The following is a 24,351-nucleotide window of genomic DNA, read 5'->3' as shown; positions in this document are numbered from 1 at the left end:
CATACGCCGCTGACCAGGGAGCTTGCGCTTTTCTTATTTTTTACGAAGACTTCCTAGTTCTTCAACTAGTGCTTGCATTTCATTAGGACTAAATGAATTTTTTCTAAGGACCATTTCATAAATCTCTTTTAGTTCCTCATACATTTCTTCATCGAAGTGGGAAGGTTTAATCGCACCTAGGTTTAATACTTTTAGTTTTTCTTTTATTTGTTCAATCATATATTCGACATTTTCAATCGACTTCTCAGATAAATTCATTAGGGTCATCCTTTCCGAATTAATAAGTTCATCTTTTCATGTAAGAAATTATATGTCAATAAAAAAATCAGTAAAAGTAAATCTGGACTTGCGCGGACTCCATCTATCAAGGAAAATAAAAATATGTAGGTTTTGGTATTTTTTAGATGGGGTACTATTGATAATAACAAGGATTAAAGGAGACGTTAACATGACACAGAAAAATCAATTTTGGCGCGGAATGATACTTGGGGCAATTGCTGGCGGGGCCATTAGCCTTTTAGATAAACCAACACGCGATGTGATGAAAGCAAATGTACAAAAAACCACATCAAAGGTGTCTTATGTTTTAAGAAATCCGGGTGAGGTTGCAGAGAAAGTGAAGGAAACAGCTGAAAAGGTAAAGACAACCGTGAAACAGGTCAGTGAAGATATATCCTACCTTACAGATAAGGTAGAAGAATTACGGGAATTAACACCACAAGTTACTGACATGATAAAAGAAACGAAGGATTCCTTCTCAAAAAGTGATGAGGAGCTACTATTAAAAGAAGTAGTAGGAGAATAAAAAATATCCTAGTAAAGGAGGATGGTCATGGAAAAGGCGGGGAATGTTCGTTCATCTCTACTTCGATTGCTCTGGCATAGGGTCGATGAAGATGACCTTCCAGGCTTGAGTGCACAGCTCGCTTATTATTTTTTGCTGTCCCTGTTTCCACTCCTAATTGTTTTATTTACTCTTCTTCCATATTTTCCAATTCCACATCAGGACATGCTGGGTGTTGTAAGAGATTTTGCACCAGTAGAGGCGATGGACCTTATTGAAAAAAATGTTCATGAAATCATGAACAATCGGAATGGCGGTTTGCTTTCGTTCGGGATTATCGGCACGATCTGGTCAGCATCAAATGGTATTAATGCGATTGTAAAGGCATTTAATCAGGCCTACAATGTCAAGGAAAGCCGTTCATTTATTGTCTCAAGAGGAATGGCCATTCTTTTAACCTTTGGGATGATCTTTGTTTTAATACTCGCTATTGTTCTCCCTGTCTTTGGCAGGGAAATCGGAATTTTTCTATTTTCCCAATTAGGTTATACGACAGAATTTATTAAGCTTTGGAATGCCTTAAGTTGGCTGGTAAGTGCCATTATTCTGTTCCTTATTTTTACAGGATTGTATTGGATTGCACCCAATGTAAAAATAAAATGCCGCAGTGCCTTCCCTGGGGCAGCTTTTGCTACTGTAGGTTGGATTGTTTCCTCTTTGGGATTAACCTTTTACGTTGGGAATATCAGTAATTATTCGCTTACCTATGGAAGTATTGGGGCCATTATTGTCCTAATGATTTGGCTGTACATTTCGGCATTTATCATTATTTTGGGCGGCGAAATAAATGCTTTTTATAGTGACAGGAATCGTAAGAATTGCTAATAGTTACCTTCATGAAAGCAGCCTATCTGTTCAAACTAAGATAGAAAGCTAACAAACATTCAGGAGGTTCCTATTATGACAAAGAAGACCAAAAAAGACGGCGGTACAAAGCAAAAAGGTAAAGGAAGTAAAGGGAATAAAACTTCCGGGTCTGCAAACGGTTCAAATGGCTATCACTAATGAGCAAAACATCCTCATTTAAAACGAAAACCGGATGAAAAATTTCATCCGGTTTTTTTATATGATTTATTTTAGTAATCGCAAGCTGTTTAGGATAACGAGGATCGTACTGCCTTCATGTCCGATTACTCCATATGGCAAATCGAGTAATTGAAAGAAATTCGATGAAATTAAGATCATGATAACGGTAATTGAAAAGACAACATTCTGCTTAATGATTCTATTCATTCGTTTTGACAGATCAATCGCCTCTGCAATTCGCGGCAGATCATTTTTCATTAAAACGATATCAGCCGTTTCAAGGGCCACATCTGTTCCACCACCCATAGCAATACCGACATTGGCGATAGCTAATGCTGGTGCATCATTAATGCCGTCCCCGACCATGGCCACGGTTTTATATTTTGTTTTCAGACTCTTAAGTTTTTCTACTTTAACCTCTGGTAAGCATTCAGCGAAAAATTCATCGACATGGCTTTCAGAGGCAATGGCACGAGCGGTTTTCTCACTATCACCAGTCAACATAACAGTTCGGATACCCTGCTTTTTTAAGTGGTCAATGGCAAGTTTTGTTTCTTCGCGAACGACATCCTTCATGGCAATAATCGCACTTAGTTCCCCATTGATTTCAATAAATACAAGGGTATTACCTAAGCTGGCAAGTTCTTTTGCTTTCCCCTCTGCAAATTGATCGACGTCTTCTTTACCGACAAAGGCAGCCTTGCCAATTTTCCACTGTTCCCCGGTAATAGTGGCTTTTACGCCCCAGCCTGGTACATCTTCAAGACTGTCCGGCTGAAGAAGTTCTTTGTTGATGTTGGATTTTACATATTTAACGATCGCATTTGCAAGTGGATGGTTAGAATGGCTTTCAATTGATGCAGCTTTCCATATAAGGGAATCCTTATCAAGACCATCCTTAACAATCACTTCTGTTACTTCAGGTTTCCCTTTTGTAAGTGTACCGGTTTTATCAAAGGCAATCGCACCCAAATGGCTTAAATTTTCTAGATGTACTCCGCCTTTTACGAGGATTCCATGTCTTGCTCCATTTGAAATTGCTGATAATGTTGCCGGCATGATCGATGCCACAAGGGCACATGGGGATGCAACAACCAATAAGATCATCGCCCTGTAAAAGGATTCTTGCCAGCTCCAGCCCAAAATAAAATGAGGCAGGAAAAACATCAATAGAACTACAGAAAGGACAACTTTAACATAGGTTCCTTCAAAGCGTTCAATAAACAGTTGAGAAGGTGATTTTTCGCTCTGGGCTGATTGGACAAGCTGAATAATTTTTTGAAAAAGAGTATCATGGCTTGCTTTTTTTACTTGAACCGTAATCGACCCTGTCATATTAACTGTCCCAGCAAAAACATCATCCATATTGCCTTTTGAAACAGGCATGGATTCGCCTGTGATGGTTGCCTCGTCGATATTGGTTTGTCCTTTGGCGATAATCCCGTCAGCTGGAATGCGCTCCCCTGGCTTAATTAATATTAAATCATCTACACGTAACACCGATACAGGAACCTTTTTTTCAGTACCATTCGTGATGAGCAATGCTTCTTCAGGCTGCAGTTTCATTAACGAGGAAATTTCCTTATGACTCTTATTCATTGTATAAGTTTCTAAGGCACCACTGACAGCAAAGATAAAAATTAATACCGCACCCTCTGTCCAATAACCAATAATTGCCGAACCAATCGCAGCAAAAATCATTAACATTTCTACATTTAGTTCTTTATTTTCATAGGTGGCTTCGATACCTTCTTTTGCCTTTGCAAATCCGCCGATGAGAAAGGCTAACAGATAAGCAATAATAGAATCAGCGCCATTTCCATACTTATCATAAATCCAGCCAGCTGCAATTAAAACACCACTTAAACCCGCTGCAATTAGTTCTGCATGCGGTTTGATTTTTTCGAAGAACCGAAATCTGTGAACACTCTTTGTTAACGCCTTTGCTTCGGAACTCATCTTTCTCCCCCCTCAATGGTTCTAATTGATAAGAATAATCAAAGTCAATCCCCTTAAAAAGCACGAAAGCTGTCATCAAAGGGATGACAGCATGGTCTTATAAGTTCTCTATTTAATATTATCTTACCACATATTCTATGCACTAGATATGAATTTGCTTCACAATTATTAAGTTAAGACTCTTGTTGTTCAAACACTAAATAAGTCTTTTTACCAAAAGCGAAAATAATAATCGATAAAGTCAAAAGCATTAAACTAATGATATAGAAGAAACTCACATTTTCTATGAATTTAATAAACAAGCCTCCGATAATGGGACCACTTAAACTGCCGAGACTGAAAAAGATACCGCATAACAAATTGCCTGTCGGTAATAAACTCTTTGGTACTAAATCGGTCATATAGCTGATTCCAAGCGAAAAAGTTGAACCGACAATCATTCCCGAAATGAGGAAAACAACAAACAAACCAATAAAGGAATGTTCAAGGAATATCGCAGCGGTGAAGCTAAAAAATCCAAGGAAAAGAATTGTCATTAATATATTTCTCCGCCCATATTTGTCACTTAAAATTCCTAATGGAAGCTGGGTAATAATGCTGCCGATTGCAAAGGCAGATAATATCATGGAAACACTTGATACGTCTATATCCTTTCGCAGGGCATAGACAGGAAAGCTTCCGTTTAAGGAGGATTCCAAAAAGCCGTAAGAGAAAGGTGGCAAAAATGCAACCCATCCATATTTTAATGCTTTTCTAAATTGTTTAATGGTAGCAAGAAACGAATTAATGCCTACATCTTGCTCAGGAAGTTCATTTTTAAGGGAAAAGACAAAAATCCAGCCAATAAAACATAAGATTGAGGAGACAATAAAAGGAAATGATTGATTTACATTAACTAAAGTTGTCATTAAGGGCCCCGAGGCGAAGCCAATCCCAAAAAATAATCCATATAGTGAAATATTCCTTCCCCGTTTTGTTGCTGGAGAAGATGATGTAATCCAGGTCTGCGTTGCAAAATGAAGAGAATGATCACCTATTCCAATCAGTAGTCGGAGGGTAAACCAAAACCAAAACGTCTCCCAAATAGGAAATAAGGCGAGTGAGAGAATGACGAGTCCGCCGCCATAGATAATCACTGGTTTATACCCATATTTTCTTAGGGGCATTTCCATAAAAGGGGATACTAATAGAATTCCAATATATAATGCCGTTGCGTTTAAGCCATTTAACGAAGGCGAAACGCCGTTTTTCTCAAAAATTACGGCAATCAAGGGGAGTAGCATGCCTTGCGAAAAACCTGATATTGCCACGATACTAACAAGAATCCAAAAGCGAAAATTATCTTTCTTCATAGAACGCCCTCAATTCTACTTTCATCACTCAAATAATTTACCTAGTTCGTAATTGATGGTAACGAGAAAGTCATCCATTTGCAAGTGAAAAAAACTCACCTAGACTTTTGAAATAAAATTAGGTAAATTAAGGAACAAAAGGAAAAAAGATTTAGACTACAAATCTTTGTGAGAAAGAAAAGAATTAGGAGGGAATACAGTGAACAGAATTTTTATGATCATGACCTTCATTGGGGTGCCGCTTTCTGTTATTGGCTCATTAATGCATTGGTCAAATATCATCTTATTTATAATTTACTGTTTAACAATCATTGCTTTAGCGAGTTTTATGGGGAGGGCAACGGAAAGTCTTGCAATTGTTGCAGGACCACGAATTGGCGGCCTGTTAAATGCCACCTTTGGAAATGCCGTCGAACTGATTATTTCCATTTTTTCATTAAAAGCCGGCCTTATTGGTATCGTTCTAGCTTCGTTAACAGGTTCTGTATTAGGTAACCTACTGCTTGTTGCAGGGCTTTCGTTCTTTATCGGTGGAATTAAATTTAAACGGCAAACCTTTAATGTCTATGATGCCAGACATAATTCAGGATTGCTCATGTTTGCTGTTATTATTGCGTTTGTCATTCCAGAGGTTTTTTCAATAAACATGAGCGATACGAAAACTCTTTCTTTAAGTGTTGGCATATCAGTTATTTTGATTGTCCTTTATTTAGCTGCACTATTCTTTAAGTTGGTTACCCACCGAGGAGTATATCAGCCTGGTCCAGAGACGGAGGCGCATCAGGATGAGGAAGTGCCTGAATGGAGCAAAGGAAAAGCAATTGCGGTCCTTTTTATCGCTACCTTAGCTGTAGCCTACATTTCTGAGCACCTTGTACATACCTTTGAATATGTAGGAGAGACCCTCGGTTGGTCTGAATTGTTTATCGGGGTAATTATCGTGGCAATTGTGGGAAATGCAGCAGAACATGCTTCTGCGGTGGTAATGGCATTTAAAAACAAAATGGATATTGCGGTGGAAATTGCAATTGGATCTACCTTACAAGTTGCAATGTTCGTCTTACCTGTGCTGGTGCTTGTCTCTCTTTTCTTTGAAACGACGATGCCACTGCTGTTTAGTTGGCAGGAATTAATTGCGATGGTATCATCGGTTCTTCTAATGGTTGTTATCACCAACGACGGAGAATCGAATTGGTTTGAGGGTTTAACGTTGATTGCAGCCTATATAATAATGGGAATTGGCTTTTTCCTACTCTAATTCCTAGTAACAAATAAAGACTCTAAGCCTAATGGCATAGAGTCTTTATTATTGTATTTTCTATTCATTAATGTACGGGGTAAATCGACTTGCTTGTGCTATAATAATAAAACAATCCAATTAGTAGGGTTAAAAATCAATCGCTATTGTTTGGGACATCAATCACCAACCTTCATGTTTATTTAAATACATGAACACGAGTGTTGCATCTCATATAAGACGGGAATCCCAACCTCCTTAATGATTATAGGTAAATAGTCAGCAGATTGATTACGGCCCTCCTTTTTTAATAGGTTAAGCCTATTATAGTATGAAATTTTAGTTTTGTAAATGTTCTGAATATTACATTTCTGTGACTTTTTTCCGATTTTAAAGGAGTGACCAATGAAATTTATCATCCGTCTATTATTTTTTATTTTTGGCCTTAGTATCATGACTTTTGGTGTATGTATGACCATTAAAGTAGCCGATATAGGTGTAGGGGCATGGGATGCTCTTAATGTAGCTCTAACTGAAAAGGTAGGGCTATCAGTGGGAAAATGGGTCATGATTGATGGTGCTTTTTTAGTCGTTGTGGTTTCATTATTATTAAAAAAACGGCCTAATCTTCTTTCATTATTTACTATTATTGTCATTGGCTCGTTAGTTGATTTTTGGCTGGGAACCGTATTTACATTATTTGAAGTTAACCAGCTTTTTCCTAAATTAGTAATGCTGTTGGCAGGAATATTAATTATTGGATTTGGTGCGGCCATTTACATCCAAGCGAAATTTCCGCAGAGTCCAATTGATAACTTTATGTTAGCGATAAAAGAACGTTTTCGGGTCAATCTAATGGTTGCAAAAACAATTGGGGAAATCACTGCATTGATTCCGGCATTCTTTCTACATGGTCCTATTTCTTATGGAACGATTATTATTACGTTTACTGTCGGCCCTGCCATTCAATTGTTTTTCCCATTTTTTGAAAAATTAATGGGACGGCTTCAGGCTAAATATTGAAATTACTTACTTGTATGGATAAAAAATATCAACTCCGAAAAAACTAGTAGCAGACTGATTAATGCTATTTGTGAAAGGAGTTAAACCAGTGAAGAAAAATGTCGCTGTACTAATGACAATGCTATTAATGTTCTCCTTTATTCCTTCAGCCTTCGCTGAAAAGGGCGCTGCCCAAAAAGTATCTGTAAAATATCAGGTCCCTCCTTCGGTCCGGAACATAACCAAGGAAAATACCTATCCGAATTCAACTCAGGATCTGCCCTTATTACAACCAAGTGATTTAACAAAGAAGTTGATCAATTCTTCAAGGGTAAAGATTGAAAATCCTGATTTAATCCGGATGCTGAACGAATCGAGTATTAATAGTACACCTTTTGCGATTGGCTATCGTGCCATCGTCTATTTAGGTCAGTGGCCCTTAAATTACGAATCATCGGAAACTTCTCCAAACTGGGAGTTCCAAAAGATTAACACCAATTATTTTGATAATCGCGGCGGAAAAGTACCCTATCAAATCAAGTATGTTCAGGAGTCACAAAAGATTATCAGAGGCGGGTTGACTGCTAAAATTGCGAGTGCAGAAGCGGTGAAAAAAATGATGCTTTTAAAGGCAATGGAAAAAACGCATCTCCCACTTGCATTCGATACAATTATTGGTGCCGGCACGAAGAATGACCATATTTATAACATCCCGCCGAACCGTTTAGGATACTTATATGCATATGCACCGGGCGTGAATGAAAAGGGCAAAGTAACCTATGGCGAAGTTTATTTGATGCTAAAAGGAAGTAAAAAGTTCATAGTGATTAAAAATGTCACTTCCCAAGGAATCGGTGCTTGGATTCCTGTTCAAGATTATGTTTCCTTTGGATTTGCGGCATCTGAACGACCACGCTAAAAAGCAGACTCCTGGTTGCAGGAGTCTAATTTTTTTATAAAATTGGGCAAAATACTATTAATCGATTGTCAAAACAGCAATTTTTCGGTAGGATGAAAACGTTAGCGAAAGGAGTGAACCAGCTTGGGTAGCCCGATTGAAGATAAGAATACACAAGTGAATTTTCTTAAACAACGATTAAACATGTTTATTGATGTACTCGATGCCATTGATCCGGAAGATACAGATCTTGAAGATATTGATCGCTTAATTTCGATGCTAGATGATATGGAATCAAAGTGCAGAGAATTTAATAACCGTGAAGTGGGTGAGTCTGTTTAACCAACAGGCTCTTTTTTTATGGGGTTTAGCCAAAATTAGTATGCGATTTTGCTTTATTAGCCTGGGAGCGCTTGCACTTTAATTCTAGTGGTTATAGGAGTATAATATAAGCGTGCAAAAAATTGTAATATTGAAAAAGATTACTGGGGAACATGGGAGAGGGGTACTCGAATTGAATATTTTTAAATTACAAGAAAGTATGTACAAGCTTGTTGTTGAAACTTCAACAAAACTTCCTAAGGATGTCCGCCGGGCCGTGAAACGGGCGAAGGAAATTGAAAACGCTGGCACAAGTGCGGCGATGAGCTTAGCAACGATCACCAACAATATCAAAATGGCGGATGACCAAGTTTCACCAATCTGCCAGGACACGGGGTTACCCACTTTTAAAATTAAGACGCCTGTGGATGTAAATCAGTTAGAAATAAAAGAAGCTATCCGCCATGCGATTGTGCTGGCAACCAAAGAAGGCAAACTGCGCCCGAACTCGGTTGATTCGCTAACTGGTGAAAATAGTGGGGATAATCTTGGTGCAGGGGTGCCTGTAATTAAATTCGATCAATGGGAAAAGGATTACATCGACGTTCGTCTAATTTTAAAAGGCGGCGGTTGTGAAAATAAAAACATCCAATACAGTCTTCCATGTGAATTAGACGGATTAGGCCGTGCCGGCCGTGATCTTGATGGAATTCGGAAGTGTGTTATGCATTCAGTTTATCAAGCGCAAGGACAAGGCTGCAGCGCTGGTTTTATCGGCGTGGGGATTGGCGGCGACCGTTCTTCTGGATACGATTTAGCGAAAGAACAATTATTCCGTTCAGTTGATGATGTGAATCCAAACGAGGATCTTCGTAAATTAGAAGAGTATGTGATGGAAAATGCGAATAAATTAGGAATCGGCACCATGGGCTTTGGTGGGGAAGCGACCCTTTTAGGCTGTAAAGTTGGTGTGATGAATCGTATTCCTGCCAGCTTTTATGTGTCTGTTGCCTATAATTGCTGGGCATTCCGCCGTTTGGGAGTCGCAGTAGACCCTGTTTCAGGTGAAATTAATGAATGGATGTACCAAGACGGCGAATTCATTGATTTTGCTGAGGGAGAGGCCGCTGTGAAGGAAACTGCCGCTACATCTGAAGGAGTAATTTCTCTTCAGGCGCCTATTTCTGAAGAACAGATTCGTTCACTAAAGGTTGGCGATGTTGTTCAGATTAACGGTATGATGTACACTGGCCGCGATGCCATTCATAAATATTTAAGCGACCATGATGCGCCAGTTGATTTAAATGGACAAGTGATTTATCATTGCGGTCCAGTTATGTTGAAGGATGAAGCTGGAGCGTGGCACGTAAAGGCAGCCGGCCCGACAACAAGTATCCGTGAGGAGCCATATCAAGGTGACATCATGAAGAAATTTGGGATCCGTGCCGTTATCGGTAAAGGCGGTATGGGACCAAAAACGTTGGCTGCATTGAAAGAGCACGGCGGCGTGTACTTAAATGCGATTGGCGGTGCGGCACAGTATTATGCAGACTGTATCAAAGGTGTTGAGGGCGTCGACCTAATGCAATTTGGTATCCCGGAAGCAATGTGGCATCTGCGTGTCGAGGGCTTCACGGCGGTAGTTACAATGGACTCACACGGAAACAGCCTGCATGCTGACGTTGATAAGAGCTCATTAGAAAAATTGGCTCAGTTTAAGGAAGCGGTTTTTAAATAAAGGTGTAGTGGGATAGGCGCACAGTCGGGTGCGTCTATTTTTTTGTCTAAATACAGGAGGTGGGAATTATTTCCGTTTTTGTATAAATAATACTCTATTTTGTAAAAATATCCTTAACTTTGAAAAATTATTAACAGGTTTTCTTGGGATTAGGAATTAATTTCCAAATAGTGTTCAATTAACTGCTATTTATGTAAAATAAATTGAGGTATTGTAAAATAAACCTTACGAATTGTTTAATTATCTCCTAAATTGTAAAATTCCCCACTAATATATCCCCCAAAATAACAAAATGATCAAAATTCATATAAAATTCATACTAGCTTTTAAGGAAACATGTTATAAATAAGCGAAACCTAATCCCAAAAGATACCAAGGAGGTATTAATTTGTTTGTTAAAGACCTTTCTGTTCCCCTTAATTTAAGGAAAGCCGAGACATTGGAAAAAAGAATATCACAAAATCATCCCATTCTATTAGAGTTAAGGACTTTTATTAAAAATTTACGATCAGGATATAATGGAGAAAGGAAAATGCATTACTATTTAGGACAAATTCCGCATAAAAGGTTCTACATTTTCCACGACTTGCGCCTCCCATATGGTGAAGGCTACTTTCAAATTGATGCACTCCTTCTATCCCCCAGCGGAATTCTTATGATTGATGGAAAGAACAACTCAGGAAAATTAATTATCGAAAAAAATCAAATGATACAAGAGTTTATGGACAAACGAATCGTTTATGATAATCCAATTGCACAAGCCCAGCGCCATAACCTATTACTGACGTACTTTTTTGAAAAACACAAAATCCCTCCAATGCCAATTGACTCGCTAGTAGCTATTTGTAAATCCTCTACCGAATTATGTATTAGCCCTGGTTACGCAATTGCGGAAAAAAAGATTTGCCGAGTGAGTGAATTACTTGGAAAAATAGATGTATTTTATCATCACCTTAATAAAGCTATTCTTGATCATAGAACAATTGAGAAAATTAAAAGGCTCCTTTTAAAGAGCCATACCCCATTACTAACAGATATACTAGAGAAATTTAGTATACACCCTTTTGAACTAATTACAGGTGTTCAATGCCCTTATTGCTTTCAATTTGCAATGATATATAATAGGAAAAATTGGATTTGTCCTTTTTGTCATTTTATATCGCAAGATGCGCATATAGATGCAATTAAGGATTACTTCTTACTAAATCATTCATCATTTACAAACAAGGAGATACGTACTTTCCTTCATCTTCCATCTACAAGAATAACCACGTACTTTATGTCTTCATTAAGCTTCCCGTTCACAGGAACTACGAAAAGCCGCGTCTACCATCAGCCTCAAAATTTCCTATAAATACTAATAATCTTTTCCTCCTTTATACAAACACTAAGATAAACAAAAATAGGGGGAACATGGATGAAAAGATTAATTTGCATCTTTTGTTTGCTGTTTTTAATAATCCCTCAGAGTACATATGCGGCTGTATCCAATCAGCCGGTTCATTGGGGTTTTAAAAAAGGGGCAAATGAACAGCAAGCAGAAGCAGGAGCCCAGCTTGATCAGTTGATTGAAAAATACGGTGCTTTTTATAAAAGTAGTCCCGATTCGAAGACGCTTTACCTAACTTTTGATAACGGATATGAACAAGGCTATACCCCACAGATTTTGGATGTCTTAAAAAAGGAAAAGGTACCCGCAACTTTCTTTGTAACGGGGCATTATTTGCTTTCGGCAGGGGATATCGTGAAAAGGATGGTAAAAGAAGGGCATATTATCGGCAACCATTCTTGGCATCATCCCGATTTGACGACTGTAAGTGACGAAAGAATTCGTGAAGAGCTTGAAAAAGTCCGTGTCAAAACGAAGGAATTGACGGGTCAAAAAGAAATGAAATACCTTCGTCCGCCACGCGGGGTATTTAGTGAAAGAACAATGCAGATTGCTAAGGAAGAGGGATTCACGCATGTTTTCTGGTCACTTGCATTCGTCGATTGGAATGTGAATTCGCAAAGGGGCTGGCAGTATTCCTACGACAATATCATGAAGCAGGTCCATCCCGGCTGTATCCTCCTTTTACACACCGTCTCAAAAGACAACGCAGATGCCCTTGAAAAGGCGATTCAGGACTTAAAGAAAAAAGGTTACAAGTTCAAAAGCCTTGATGACTTTCCGAAGAAAAAATAAAAATACCACCTACCGAATTTCTAAATGAAATTCGGTTTTTTTGCACTCAAAACAATTCAACTATAGTGCTAATCAGAAAACCGATTAATAATCATTTAACTGATAGATAGGATGAATTTCTTAAAAAGTTTTATTTATTTATAATAGCAATGTAATCAAAAGTGAATATTTTTAGGGGGAAAAATGTAGTGGTACTTCGTAGAAAAGCAATCTTATTTTTGTTGCTAAGCTGTTTACTAGTATTATCAGCTTGCTCAAATGTTTCAAAAGCAAGTAATCAAAAAGGTAAGAAAAAAGAATCAACTAATCAAGTTCAATCAATGAAAACAGAAGACTTAAAAACGAAAATTGGAAAAAATGATTGGGTAATCGTTGATACTAGATCAAATGATGCATTCAATGGCTGGCCTTTAGATGGTGTCCAAAGAGGTGGCCATATTAAAGGGGCGGTTGATTTTTCTGCAAACTGGCTAAAGGTAGTGGTTGACCAAAAGGAAAAAAAATTAACAGATACGCTAAAAAGTAAAGGTATCACTTCCGATAAAAATGTCATTCTATATGATGCCAACGGGAAAGATGCACAAACAGTTGCAGATTTTCTTAATAAGGAAGGTTTTAAAAAACTATTTACATATGATGTGAAAGATTGGGCAGCCAATCAAAACTTGGCAATGGAAAACTATCCAAATTACGAAATGCTAGTTCCTGTTTCATGGGTTAATGACTTATCGAAGAATAACAACAATGGAAAGCCTTATAAAATCTTTGAAGCAAGCTGGGGCGATGAGGCCAAGGATTATAAAGCTGGGCATATTCCAGGTGCGGTTCATATTAATACCGATGAAGTTGAGGAAGGACCTGTATGGAATCGTCTTAAAGATAAAGAACTTGAAAAATTTGCATTAAAAAATGGTATTACAACAGACACAACCGTTGTATTATATGGCAGTGATTCAATGCCGGCTTTCCGGGTTGCGGTAATTTTAAAATATATGGGTGTTAAAGATGTTAGAGTTGTAAATGGTGGATTCACCGCTTGGAAAAATGCAAGTTACGATGTAGAAACAAAGGCAAATTCAAAAGAATCTGTTCCAGCATTTGGAGCTGTAGTTCCTGCAAATCCAGGTTATATTATTGACTTGCCAGAAGCCAAAGAAATTCTAGCCAATAAAGATACTAGCACGCTAGTGGATATTAGAAGTTGGGATGAATATATTGGGAAAATTTCTGGGTATGATTATATAAAAGCAAAAGGGCGTCTAGCTGGAGCAGTTTGGGGACATGCTGGCTCTGATTCAGGCAATCTTGAAGATTTCAGAAATATCGATAACACCATGCGCAGCGGAGCTGATATTTTAGCTATGTGGGAAAAAGATGGAATAAAGCCTGAAAATAAACTAGCCTTTTATTGCGGAACAGGTTGGCGAGCTGCGGAAGTCCTGTTTTATGCTGACGTTTTAGGCTTAAAGAATATTGCACTTTATGACGGTGGATGGAATGAATGGAGTATGAATTCTTCTAACCCTGTTGAAAAAGGTGAGCCTAACAAGAAATAATTTATTTGAGGAAAAGACGATCCGTTTGGTATTGTCTTTTTCTACCTTTAATAGGAGATTTTATTATGATCAAAAGAATATTTTTATTCCAAGTTCTGCTCCTTCAATTTTCGGGTATAATTTTTGCAATCGTTCTTGAAGAACTTTCCTCTGAAAAAATGGGAGTTGCTAGATATCTAACTTTTAAAAAACAAGAGTTTGAACTGGGACTATTTACTCCTTTAAATGTGCAAATCTTCACCTTCATAATGGCAGCAGGGGCAATTATATGTATTGCTCTCCTTATAAAAAAAGGAAGATTTATGGCAATTCTATTTGCGGCGCTTATCAATATGGTAGGACTTCTGTTTATTCAGTTAAAACTAGAACTGCATGCTTATCATTTTTTTCTTATTGGACTCTTTATCATGATAATCGTTCAATACGGCTGGATGATATATTTTTACTATATAAACAAGCACAGGGATAAAGAATACCGAGAAAAACCGAATTTCTAATGGAATTCGGTTTTTCTGTGTGAAACATGCTATAATACGGGGAAAATTAAAATGAACTTATCCAGATAATATATGGAATAACTTGGAGTGAAATAGATGAAAACAGAACAAAATATAAAAATTGAACTGAATCAAACCTTTCCGCTTACGATTAAAAGACTTGGAATCAATGGGGAAGGTGTGGGCTATTTTAAAAAGCAGGTCGTCTTTGTGCCAGGTGCTCTTCCGGGAGAAGAAGTCGTCGTTGAAGCAACAAAAATTAACCCTAAATTTGCTGAGGCAAAAATCAAAAAAATCCGCATTAAATCCCCACATCGTGTCCAACCGCTTTGCCCGGTCTATGATCAATGTGGTGGATGTCAACTGCAGCATTTAAAGTATGATCAACAGTTAAAGGAAAAACGTGATATTATCATCCAATCACTGGAACGCCATACAAAAGTAGACATCAACAAGCTTGATATCCGCGAAACGATTGGAATGGAAGAGCCGTGGGGTTACCGAAACAAGAGCAGTTTTCAAGTGAAGGCAATCGATGGCAAGGTGCTGGCTGGACTTTATGGCCTTAATTCCCATCAGTTGATTAACATTGACGAATGTGCGGTGCAACACGCCCAAACAAATGAAGCAACAGCAGCAATTAAACGGATTTTAGAGGAATTAAAAATCCCTATTTATAATGAAAAATCTAGAAAAGGGATTGTTCGAACGATTGTTACTCGGGTTGGGGTTCAAACAGGGGAGCTGCAAGTAGTCCTGATCACAACACAAAAGGAATTGCCACAGGTAGATCTGATCATTGAGGAAATCCAAAAACGACTGCCGAATGTGAAATCAATTGTTCAGAATATCAATGGTCAAAAGACTTCCCTCATTTTTGGTGAGGAAACCTTGTCATTGGCGGGTGAGGATTTTATCCAAGAAACACTAGGAGACCTCCAATTCGAGCTTTCAGCGAGGACCTTCTTCCAGCTTAATCCTGTTCAGACGGTAAAGCTTTATAATGAAGTCAAAAAAGCTGCTGCTCTGACTGGCCAAGAAAAAGTGGTTGATGCTTATTGTGGAGTGGGTACCATTGGGCTATGGCTCGCGGACCAAGCTGGAGAAGTCCGAGGCATGGACGTCATTACTGAATCGATAGAGGATGCGAAGAAAAATGCAAAACGGCACGGATTAACCAATACCAAATATGTACCTGGGAAGGCAGAAGAAGTTCTTCCAAAATGGGTCAAAAAGGGTTGGAAGCCCGATGTAATTGTAGTAGATCCACCAAGAACTGGCCTCGAGGCTCAGTTAATCCAAACCATCCTCCAGGCCGAACCAAAAAAACTTATTTACATCTCATGTAATCCGTCAACCTTAGCGAAGGATATTCAGGCCTTAAGCGGTAAATATGATGTGAAATTTATTCAGCCAGTTGATATGTTTCCGCATACGGCGCACGTGGAATGTATCTCGCAACTCATTTTAAAGAAAGGCAACTAACCCTTCGGGCGTTGCCTTATTACGTTTCTTGCAGCGGATTAACAAAGCTGTATTGAATGTGGACGGTGCCATCATTCTTACATGTGATTTTCTCCACCAGGGAATGAAGTACCTGCGGCGTTAATTCCTTCAGGTTAATGACATCTTTTAGCCTTTTTCCAATATTAATGGCGTAATCCTCGTTGTCGCATTCCTGTAGTTTATCATTAAGTTCGGCCCTTTTGGTTTGAAGGTCCTTAATCTTGCTGTCCGTTAATTCGCGATATTCAACCAAATCTTCTTTTGAAATGACATTTTCAGTATAGAGGTCTACATATTCGAGCTTTTTATTTCGTAAGGTCTCTATTTCAGATTTTCTAGCTCTTTGAGAACATTGCGTTTTTTGATATTTAGCTTATTCATTAGAGCATTCAAAAAGGACTCTTCTTTTAAGGAGTTAAAAAGCGTTTGTAGATCCTCCATAATTACATGCATAAGCTCTTTTTCACGAACGGCCACCTTATTGAGACAAAAAGTATTACCATGTCTAATGTTTCCGCCGCAGCGATAGCCCTTTTGATTGGCTTTAAACCACATGCCTTTTTGACATTCCTCACAATAAAGGATGTTGGTAAAAAGGTGCTTCTTCGGCGCTGTCGTTGTTCTTGTCCGACTTTGCATCATACTTTGTACGGCATTAAACGTCTCTCTCTGAATAATGGCTCCATGAGTATTTTCAATAATCACAGTATCTTCTTCACTCAACTCTCTTCTTTTCGAAGAGGTAACGGAGATTGTTTCTGTTCGACCCTGAGCGAGATCCCCACAGTAATGAGGATTATTCAAGATTAATTTTATACTGGAAGCATGCCATAGGTTCGAAGCATTTGCCTTATTTGCTATTTGTGATGGGGTTGGAACACCTTCTGTTGTTAATGTTTTCGCAATCGTCTCCATCCCAGTACCGTCTAAATACTCTTGAAAAATTCGGCGGACGATGTTTGGAGAATTGTCATTTCTAATTTTAAGGACTCCATTTTCACAATCGTAACCGTATGGAGGGTTAGAGCCGACAAATAATCCACGTTGCGCCTTTACTTTTTTAGCTTGTTTGTTACGGCGGCTGCTGTTGGCTGATTCGTTCTCATATAGCCAAGCAAATAAACCGAAGTTCTGAACATTCCCTTCAATAGAGTTAATGGAATTGTCCAAGCAAACAATATGAATGTTATTGAATTGGCAAATATCACGAAGCTCATATGATAGTCGGCCATTACGCGCCAAGCGGGATAATTCTTTCGCCAATATAACATCATACATACCGGCTTTTCCGTTTTCAATCAGAGCTTTTAAACCCGGCCGATTTCCTTTCGTACCAGATTGTTTGTCCGTATAAATTTTTACGATTTCCCAATCACGCTCAGCGGCGTAATTTTCGAATATGCCTATTTGGTTGTCAATCGATGTCCTTTGCGAATCCATTTCTGTTGAAACACGAGCATATACTGCACATCTCATGCACAATCACCGCCTAGAGTAATTTTTTCATGAGATGCTGGTGAGTTTACGGACATAGTATTAACCACTTTTTCCAATTCTATATTTACTAGTTGTTGAATTAGGTTTTTTACATTAACCGCTTTGTTTGGTTCTGCATAAGAACGAATGACCTTCATAGATTGCCTCTCCCTTTGAGTTATTTCTATTTGTTGTATATTTTTCGGTTGTTTATCCATACTAGTAATATCTTTCTGTACTTTATCCAAATTGGTATACCAATTCGGATGAAATACCGAACATTTCTTAAAGAGAAGCCCTGTAGACAGGGCCCTTAGGTAATGTCGGTATTCTGTATGCCGGCGAGTTCGATATGGTTCGGTAGTTTGTCCATATGAATTCACCCTTGTTTCTGGAGTTTATCCAATGGAAGTAATTGTTCAAAAAAGTTATCGCAAAAGATAAGCTTTGGGGGCTTTTCCGGCGATATTAATATTTCATCCACAAAGTATAGAATTATTAGCCTTTTCTCTGTAATAGCCAGAGAAGAATCTAGAAGCTGGTTGAAACGATGGAAAAAGGCATCTGAGTCTAGCGCTCCTTTCAAGTCGTCTACTGACTTTGAGTAGGAAACAAGGTTATTAATTGAGGCTTGGTACTTTAACTGTAAGAAGGTTGCTGCTTCTTCCATCTCCTTGTCACCTTGTTCTTTTGCAATACAACCCTTTGAATGAGCTTTGTCAATAGAGTTTTTTAAATTGGCTATATTTTTTTTGATGGCATTTTGGAATTTTGAAAGGTATACTTCCGATGTTGCTTTCATTGTTTGTGCAGTTATAAATGATTGAACATGTTTGAAAGTTTGGGGCAAGAGCTTTTCATGTAATTCATCGATAGCTAGTTTGTAGTCGCAGTTTCGGCAAACATAATATTGGTATAGATATGAAATGCCGTTCCTTTTGGTTGAACCGTTTTGGTTCGCTAGTTTATCACCACAATCAGCGCAGGTGAGTTTATTTAAAAAGAGAAAGGGAGTATCCAGTCGGCCGAAATCCTTTTGAAGCTGAATATTAATATCACTTATTTGTTTAAGGGAGCTTTCAATTAAGGGTTCATGGAAATCCGGGAATTGGTATTTCCTTTCAGTCTTTGATTTTTGGATATCCCATATTAGCATGCCGGTATAAACAGGGTTATTTAAAATGTTTTCTATGGTACTAGGTCTCCATGTTTTGCCGGATGGTGAAGGAATTACAGCTTCGTTAAGTATAGAGGCTATTTTTCCCATTGATACACCCCAGCTATGAAGGTAATAGATAAAAGTGACAATCTCAGCATCTTCATTAGGAGTAAGCATTTTTTTAACTTGCTTATATCCGAAAGGTACTTTCGAGCCTGGCCTGGTCTTATCCTCGGCTTCTAAATGAGCAATCAAATTTCCAACAGCACGGTGTGATTTAATTTCTGATTCTTGGCGGTACAGTAAAAGAGCAATTTTGTTTTGTTCATTATCTGGATTGAAGGGATTTTCGGAATTGGTTGTATATATTAATATGTCCGGGATAACTTCCTTCAATGGCCGATAGAAGTCCAAAACAAATGTATAAGCTGTTCGGTCCATCCGAGATTCTTCATAAAAGATCACGGCGGGAATCATTGTTTCTACCATCATTTCCTTTAGTCGCATAAGCTCTTTTCGTTGATTAGCTCGTTTGTTATAAGCGCTCGTAACATCCTCGATAATGATAAATTCTTCAGGGACACTCAGTCCTTTCCTACGGGCATACTCCAGGATGTGTGCTTTCTGTATTTCTACACTATTGTTTTCCTGCTGTTTATATGAGGAACGGCGGATATAACCGAATGCTAAAGTCATGCTATATCTTCTCCTTCAAAAATAATTTCCTTCTCCATTTCCTGTAGATAATCAAAATAGAAAACATCTACCTGAATGTTATCCCCATAAATCCAAATTTCATTTATGAGCATGTCACAGAGCATAGAGGGATTCATATTAGACTGGTTTATTAATGCCCCTTCAATCACCTTTATCACAGATTTGTTTTTTTGGAGTGCGTTTTGATTTTCTTTGATTTGTTCCAGACAGTTATGATATTCCTGTTTTAAAAGCTGTTTTCGTTTATACATAGGGTTTTGTTTCCAGTCGGCAGAATAATCATCAGATCCAAGGACCAATTCCTCTATGATTCCATTAAGGTTTTGGTCAATGCTATCCATTTCCGCTTCTAGGTGCTTTTTAATTGTCCTATAACAATTGATAGATTGATTAATTAGTTTATCTGCATTGAAGTTTTGAATTATCTCACTCAAAATGCCCCGGATTATTTTAGAGAGATCTGAAAATGATACAGTGACCTTGGGGTGCAGTTTTGAAGAACAAGAATAATATGAGCTGTTGGTTTCTTCTTCAATCTTGTAAAAAAGAGGTTTCCGGCAGTAACCGCAACAGGGAGTGTAAATGTTTTGACACTTAAGCGACTTTTTTCGTTCAAGAATTGCTTTGAAAAATTCTCCTTTGGCTCTCTGAAGTTGTAAAAATTCCTCAATAGAAATAAAAGGAGTAACATGCTGGAGCCTATTTGTCCCCTTTTCCAGGTCATATCCGGCGTAAAATGGATCCGTAGCCATGGAAATTAATTGTTCGTCAGTCTTTTTGAATTTTTTCCGATATTCCTTCGTGACCTTATACAAATCATCAAGGGAACGAATTTCCTTAAGAGCCGCAAAGTATTGTTGTATGCCTTCACTCATAGAAGAGTCATGTAAAAAACGCTTTGTCTCTTTTTGTTTTTGGTAACCAAATTTTTTAGCCGGATATCTTAATCTTGCCTCCCGGCTTCTGCGAGCGATGTTTTTCCCCTCAATGTCACTGAACATGCTCAGTAAACCTTCTACGAAAACATCATCACTTGCTGGCATGTTTCCGTTCCCCACAGATGTGTAAATCACTTGGACATCATACTTGGCGCGTAAGTCATTAAATTCCATTCCTTCGTAAAAATCACGGAACAAGCGGCTGCGGTCAAAGGCATAGATACTGTGTACCTTCTTATCCTTTACCAATGAAATGAGCCTTTGCATCTCTGGCCTTTCATTGATCGATTTTTTGTTTGCGGAAGTGGCTATTTCATCAATAATCAAAATTTCGTCATCCGAAAGTTTCTCTCGGAAGGGCAGGTCTGCGGCTTCCTGTGTTATGATATCTTGTCCTGCTGTACTCACTCGTCGGAAGAAAACATGCTTTTTCTGGCTGTTAATAGAATTCATTTAATTTACATCCTTTCTTTCTCTGGATAATTCATATAGCAATTTTGCCTGCAGTCTGTGTGGGATATTTAGTTCTCCGATTAGAAGTCTGCCTATCAAGTGTTGAATCCACACATTTGAAACCGGGCTTAATTCCGGTATTGAACGCAATTGCACGCGCCTTCTCATTAAAATCACCTCCACCCGTTATCTTTCTCAGGCAGAGGTGGAAATTATTCTCTTATTTCTTTGATGGAGCCTTATTGGAAAGGTCAAATGAGAGCTGGACATAACCTTCCTGTCCTGCCTTTTTCTTCAAGATCGTAATATATCCATGATTTCGGCCAGGGAAATTGCTAATTGCAATTTGCTGGGGTTTCATTCCTATCCCTCCTTTGACTCTGGTAATCTTTAAAGCTATCGTAGAGAAACGGTGATAAAGTTCCATTTTCCAAAGGCTTTTTTAGTTTGTTAATAAAAGGGGAGTGATTGGCACTCATGAAAGCATCCCTCTATCTCTTAGGCGCTGCATGGCAGTTTGTGTATTGTTTCGAATTTTTTTTTTAGTAGTATTTCTCTGAGCTTTTTTCATGGTTTGCTTCCTCCATTTAATAAATTTGTTCGGTAGTTTATCCACCCGCAAAAGGAACATAACCATTTCATATTAAATGTCAATAGAGAAAATCAATTTTCTGGATTTAATTAAGTGTACGGAACCGAAAAGAAATCCTCCTTAAACAGTCAGAGAGATTTCTTAAGGTTTGGTGGCTTCGTAAACACCGGGGCAGTTTTCTTGAAGTAGGGTTTTCTCATTTTATGGCGAATTCTACTTTATTTAATAGAAGAGGATTGTTAGTATTTATCCATAAAATGAGTAATTATTGAATTCTCCCAAAGGGCGATGCGTTCATATAATCTCCAAATCTTTCCTAGTTTTTTAAAAAGTTATGCTTTATTTGAATCGTTTTTTGTGTCTGTTTTATCTAATATACGAAAACGAAAAGGAGGTGCCATATTGGAAACTAAGTTGAACTTAATATCCAAAGCTAAAAAAGGTGATATAAATGCATTTCAGACATTAATTCATATTGAGAAGGAAAAATTGTACAAGATGGCATATGTGTATATGCGGAATGAAGATGATGCATTAGAAGTGTTTCAAGAAACGATTTATAAAGCTTTTGCATCGCTGTCAAAACTAAAAAATGACGAATATTTCTCCACATGGATGACGCGTATCTTGATTAATACAGCGATTGATTTATTAAGAAAGAAAAAGAGAGTAGTTCCAATCAATCAAGAAGTGTTGGAAAACACTAGTGATACCTCATCTTTCAATTCTGATGTACATATTGATCTTCTTAAAGCAATGGATGAAATTGAGGAAAAATATAAAACGGTCTTACTGTTAAGGTATTATCAAGATTATTCAGTTAAACAGATCGCCTCGATGCTTAAATGTCCAGAGGGAACGGTGAAAACGAATATCCGGCGTGGGTTAGACAAACTTAAGGAGAAAATGAAGGGGGTTTACAGTGATGACAGACAAAATTCCATCGTTTAAGGAAGACATTGACATGATTGATGTTCCGACTGATAAGCTTAATACGATTATATCGAACTTTTCATTGGACTCTGATACAAGAAAACAGCAGGTCAAGCGTAAAAGGAATCGTATTTTAGTTGTCGCTGCCTGCTTATTAATTGGCATACCGACGACCGCTTTCGGTGCTGTAAAAGCATATGATATGATTGTCCAAAAACAAAATTATGGAGTGAATATTTCAGTGGCAAATAAGATTTTCAAAAAGGACAGTTGGTATAAGATGAAAATCGGCTATTTACCAGAAAATATGGAAGTAAGCGAAAAGACTAATGATATGAAATATTCCTTTAAAGATAACTATGCAAATGGTGGATTTTCATTCATTCTATGGAGATTAGGGAAAAATTCTGATTTTCAAACTTTGTATGCAAACGGCTACGAAGAAAAGGAGATCAATGGTAGGAAGGCAGTAATTGTTACTAAAGATACTGGAAACAAAAATGTAATGTTTGATAGACAGGTCTTTCTCTTATTTAAAGAGGAGGGGATGATGTTACAAAGTTATGTTGGAACTGATGTAAGTGATGAACAAATGTTGAAAGTCATAGAGAGCATTTCACTTGAACCCACAACGGAGGAAAAGGCAACATACACAGTGGATTATGATGGATCCCTTTTTAGTAAAGAGAAGGAACCAACAGAATCAAGGGTTATTCCTTTGAAAAAAGACAGCAAACAACTATTTAGCGTAGGTCAAACAGTTCCAGTAACCATAGATGAGGGAGACAAGCTTGAATATGTGATTGAAAAAGTTGAAGTCTTTAATTCAATCAATGATTTTAAACAAGAGAACTTTAATGAATTGGGACTAGAAATACTAAGCGGGAATAAGGCTTTAGATCAGACAAATAAATTGTTACCGTACAAACGGGATGTATATAAAGTAGGAAATGGTAAAGATTCTGTTGACGAATTAATAGAATCGAGATTAGTTAATCTGAAATTTGTCTACTTGACAACAACAGTGAAAAATATTGGCAAACAGGAAATAGAAGAAATCTATATGCATCCATCTTTAGAAGTGCTTAAATCCGAAAAGAATGCATGGAGCTATGCTGGAAAAGTTGGAATCGCCGAAGATAGTATTATGACGGGCGAAGTTGACTATCTAGAACCTCACGGAAACGGAAAAAGCTTTTACAATATTGGCAGTATCCAGCCTGGACAAACAATAAAGGTTAACCTAGGTTATTTTGTAGATGAGGATAAACTAGATTCAATCTTCCTTGATGCTTTCCATTACAGTGGTGCCACTGAAGACATGAATGCGAAAAATCGTTGGTGGATTGATATTCGTCAATAGTAAAAACAAAAAATGGAAAAAGTTGCTTATTTAGCAGCTTTTTTTATTGCGAAGAATCTTTTCAAACAATAGCCTTAAACTTGAAAAATATGTATATGTCTATAGCCCTCTATTAGGATAGTACACCGGAACTTGGTTATCCGCCAAAAAGGGAACCTAAATCCGAAGAGGACAAGCCTCTGTAGCAAACTTCGAATATGTAGTAAGAAAGTATATCAATCATTTACTTGCAAGCAGGTACTTCGGTTGATGTGTCACGTTTTTTCTCTTGTAGGTATTTTGCTAACAGATTAATAGGGAGTGGCGGGATGGCATATATGCTTTTAGGTAATGCGGGCTATTGATATGAATAATACCCATCCCTGTCTCTAGAACAGAGGGTTCTAGAACAGAGGAAGTGGTATTTTATCAAGGGACAATATACTTTAGTGCAAAGCTAGGGAACCGATGTTGCTGCTGTTTAATACCTGAATTTCTTCAACTTGCCCATAGCTATTACTAGCGTAAGTGTTTCGCCCACTTACTTCATGACAAGTACCATTGGCCTTGACCAATCGAAACTCCAACCGAACCGTTACTGCAAGAAGCCGTTCCCGCTC

Annotated in this window: 24 protein-coding genes; 14 read left to right on the top strand and 10 right to left on the bottom strand. The window is 37.9% G+C overall.

Annotated elements, in window-relative coordinates:
* Positions 1-33: 33 nt before the first annotated feature.
* A complete protein-coding gene (locus V7121_RS00605) occupies positions 34-258 on the bottom strand; it encodes a DUF1128 domain-containing protein (RefSeq protein WP_335545397.1) in 225 nt (74 codons plus the stop codon).
* A gap of 190 nt (positions 259-448) precedes the next feature.
* On the opposite strand from V7121_RS00605, the gene V7121_RS00600 reads away from it, so the two are divergent.
* Entirely contained in the window at positions 449-805 is a 357-nt protein-coding gene (locus tag V7121_RS00600) for a YtxH domain-containing protein (protein ID WP_335500594.1), read from the top strand.
* A 27-nt stretch (positions 806-832) separates the two neighbouring features.
* Positions 833-1,669 (top strand): YihY/virulence factor BrkB family protein, encoded by an 837-nt coding sequence (locus tag V7121_RS00595; protein ID WP_335500596.1) that lies wholly within the window; start codon positions 833-835, stop codon positions 1,667-1,669.
* A gap of 246 nt (positions 1,670-1,915) precedes the next feature.
* Here V7121_RS00595 and V7121_RS00590 read toward each other — a convergent pair whose 3' ends face one another.
* Entirely contained in the window at positions 1,916-3,829 is a 1,914-nt protein-coding gene (locus V7121_RS00590) for a heavy metal translocating P-type ATPase (protein WP_335500598.1), read from the bottom strand.
* 173 nt (positions 3,830-4,002) lie between these two features.
* Positions 4,003-5,181: an MFS transporter gene (locus V7121_RS00585; RefSeq protein ID WP_335545396.1), complete on the bottom strand. Its 1,179-nt coding sequence runs from the start codon at positions 5,179-5,181 to the stop codon at positions 4,003-4,005.
* 214 nt (positions 5,182-5,395) lie between these two features.
* Between V7121_RS00585 and cax the strand changes: the two genes are divergently transcribed.
* The 10 genes from cax (at position 5,396) to rlmD (ending at position 16,100) form a co-directional block, all read left to right on the top strand.
* A complete protein-coding gene (gene cax / locus V7121_RS00580; protein ID WP_335500611.1) occupies positions 5,396-6,439 on the top strand; it encodes a calcium/proton exchanger in 1,044 nt (347 codons plus the stop codon).
* A 384-nt stretch (positions 6,440-6,823) separates the two neighbouring features.
* Entirely contained in the window at positions 6,824-7,441 is a 618-nt protein-coding gene (locus tag V7121_RS00575) for a YczE/YyaS/YitT family protein (protein WP_335500602.1), read from the top strand.
* Between the two features lie 127 nt (positions 7,442-7,568).
* Positions 7,569-8,339, top strand: a complete 771-nt coding sequence (locus V7121_RS00570) for a YfkD famly protein (protein WP_420490692.1) — start codon at positions 7,569-7,571, stop codon at positions 8,337-8,339.
* Positions 8,340-8,462: 123 nt separating this feature from the next.
* The gene (locus tag V7121_RS00565; RefSeq protein ID WP_335500606.1) at positions 8,463-8,660 is read left to right on the top strand and encodes an SE1561 family protein; all 198 of its coding nucleotides are present in this window, start codon (positions 8,463-8,465) and stop codon (positions 8,658-8,660) included.
* A 172-nt stretch (positions 8,661-8,832) separates the two neighbouring features.
* The gene (locus tag V7121_RS00560; RefSeq protein WP_335545434.1) at positions 8,833-10,377 is read left to right on the top strand and encodes a fumarate hydratase; all 1,545 of its coding nucleotides are present in this window, start codon (positions 8,833-8,835) and stop codon (positions 10,375-10,377) included.
* 388 nt (positions 10,378-10,765) lie between these two features.
* Positions 10,766-11,731, top strand: a complete 966-nt coding sequence (locus V7121_RS00555) for a nuclease-related domain-containing protein (protein WP_335545392.1) — start codon at positions 10,766-10,768, stop codon at positions 11,729-11,731.
* 63 nt (positions 11,732-11,794) lie between these two features.
* Positions 11,795-12,562 (top strand): delta-lactam-biosynthetic de-N-acetylase, encoded by a 768-nt coding sequence (pdaA, locus tag V7121_RS00550; protein ID WP_335545390.1) that lies wholly within the window; start codon positions 11,795-11,797, stop codon positions 12,560-12,562.
* Positions 12,563-12,750: 188 nt separating this feature from the next.
* A complete protein-coding gene (locus V7121_RS00545) occupies positions 12,751-14,118 on the top strand; it encodes a sulfurtransferase (protein WP_335545388.1) in 1,368 nt (455 codons plus the stop codon).
* A gap of 65 nt (positions 14,119-14,183) precedes the next feature.
* Positions 14,184-14,615, top strand: coding sequence for a hypothetical protein (locus V7121_RS00540; protein ID WP_335545387.1), 432 nt, complete (start codon positions 14,184-14,186; stop codon positions 14,613-14,615).
* Between the two features lie 96 nt (positions 14,616-14,711).
* Complete coding sequence (rlmD, locus tag V7121_RS00535) at positions 14,712-16,100, top strand: 23S rRNA (uracil(1939)-C(5))-methyltransferase RlmD (protein WP_335545385.1); 1,389 nt, start codon at positions 14,712-14,714, stop codon at positions 16,098-16,100.
* A 19-nt stretch (positions 16,101-16,119) separates the two neighbouring features.
* Here rlmD and V7121_RS00530 read toward each other — a convergent pair whose 3' ends face one another.
* The 7 genes from V7121_RS00530 to V7121_RS00500 form a co-directional block, all read right to left on the bottom strand.
* The gene (locus tag V7121_RS00530; RefSeq protein WP_335545384.1) at positions 16,120-16,374 is read right to left on the bottom strand and encodes a hypothetical protein; all 255 of its coding nucleotides are present in this window, start codon (positions 16,372-16,374) and stop codon (positions 16,120-16,122) included.
* Positions 16,375-16,442: 68 nt separating this feature from the next.
* Complete coding sequence (locus V7121_RS00525) at positions 16,443-17,597, bottom strand: recombinase family protein (protein WP_335545382.1); 1,155 nt, start codon at positions 17,595-17,597, stop codon at positions 16,443-16,445.
* Positions 17,594-17,755, bottom strand: coding sequence for a hypothetical protein (locus V7121_RS00520; RefSeq protein WP_335545380.1), 162 nt, complete (start codon positions 17,753-17,755; stop codon positions 17,594-17,596). The genes V7121_RS00525 and V7121_RS00520 overlap by 4 nt, the downstream gene beginning before the upstream one ends.
* Before the next feature lie 221 nt (positions 17,756-17,976).
* Complete coding sequence (locus tag V7121_RS00515; protein ID WP_335545378.1) at positions 17,977-19,452, bottom strand: recombinase family protein; 1,476 nt, start codon at positions 19,450-19,452, stop codon at positions 17,977-17,979.
* Positions 19,449-20,864, bottom strand: coding sequence for a recombinase family protein (locus V7121_RS00510; RefSeq protein WP_335545377.1), 1,416 nt, complete (start codon positions 20,862-20,864; stop codon positions 19,449-19,451). Before V7121_RS00510 ends, V7121_RS00515 begins: the two co-directional genes overlap by 4 nt.
* Positions 20,865-21,032 (bottom strand): hypothetical protein, encoded by a 168-nt coding sequence (locus V7121_RS00505; RefSeq protein WP_335545375.1) that lies wholly within the window; start codon positions 21,030-21,032, stop codon positions 20,865-20,867.
* A 52-nt stretch (positions 21,033-21,084) separates the two neighbouring features.
* On the bottom strand, positions 21,085-21,225 hold the full coding sequence (locus tag V7121_RS00500; protein WP_335545373.1) for a hypothetical protein: 141 nt from the start codon (positions 21,223-21,225) through the stop codon (positions 21,085-21,087).
* A gap of 633 nt (positions 21,226-21,858) precedes the next feature.
* Here V7121_RS00500 and V7121_RS00495 point away from each other — a divergent pair.
* Positions 21,859-22,407 carry a sigma-70 family RNA polymerase sigma factor gene (locus V7121_RS00495; RefSeq protein ID WP_335545371.1) on the top strand — a complete coding sequence of 183 codons (549 nt, stop codon included), beginning with the start codon at positions 21,859-21,861 and terminating at the stop codon, positions 22,405-22,407.
* Entirely contained in the window at positions 22,382-23,752 is a 1,371-nt protein-coding gene (locus V7121_RS00490) for a DUF4367 domain-containing protein (protein WP_335545370.1), read from the top strand. Before V7121_RS00495 ends, V7121_RS00490 begins: the two co-directional genes overlap by 26 nt.
* Positions 23,753-24,351 lie beyond the last annotated feature (599 nt).

It is taken from the genome of Neobacillus drentensis, assembly GCF_036962125.1.
GTDB classification, from domain to species: Bacteria; Bacillota; Bacilli; order Bacillales; family Cytobacillaceae; genus Neobacillus; species Neobacillus drentensis_B.
The sequence above is the reverse complement of the archived record's forward strand: the minus strand, read 5'-3'. Positions and strand labels throughout refer to the sequence as shown.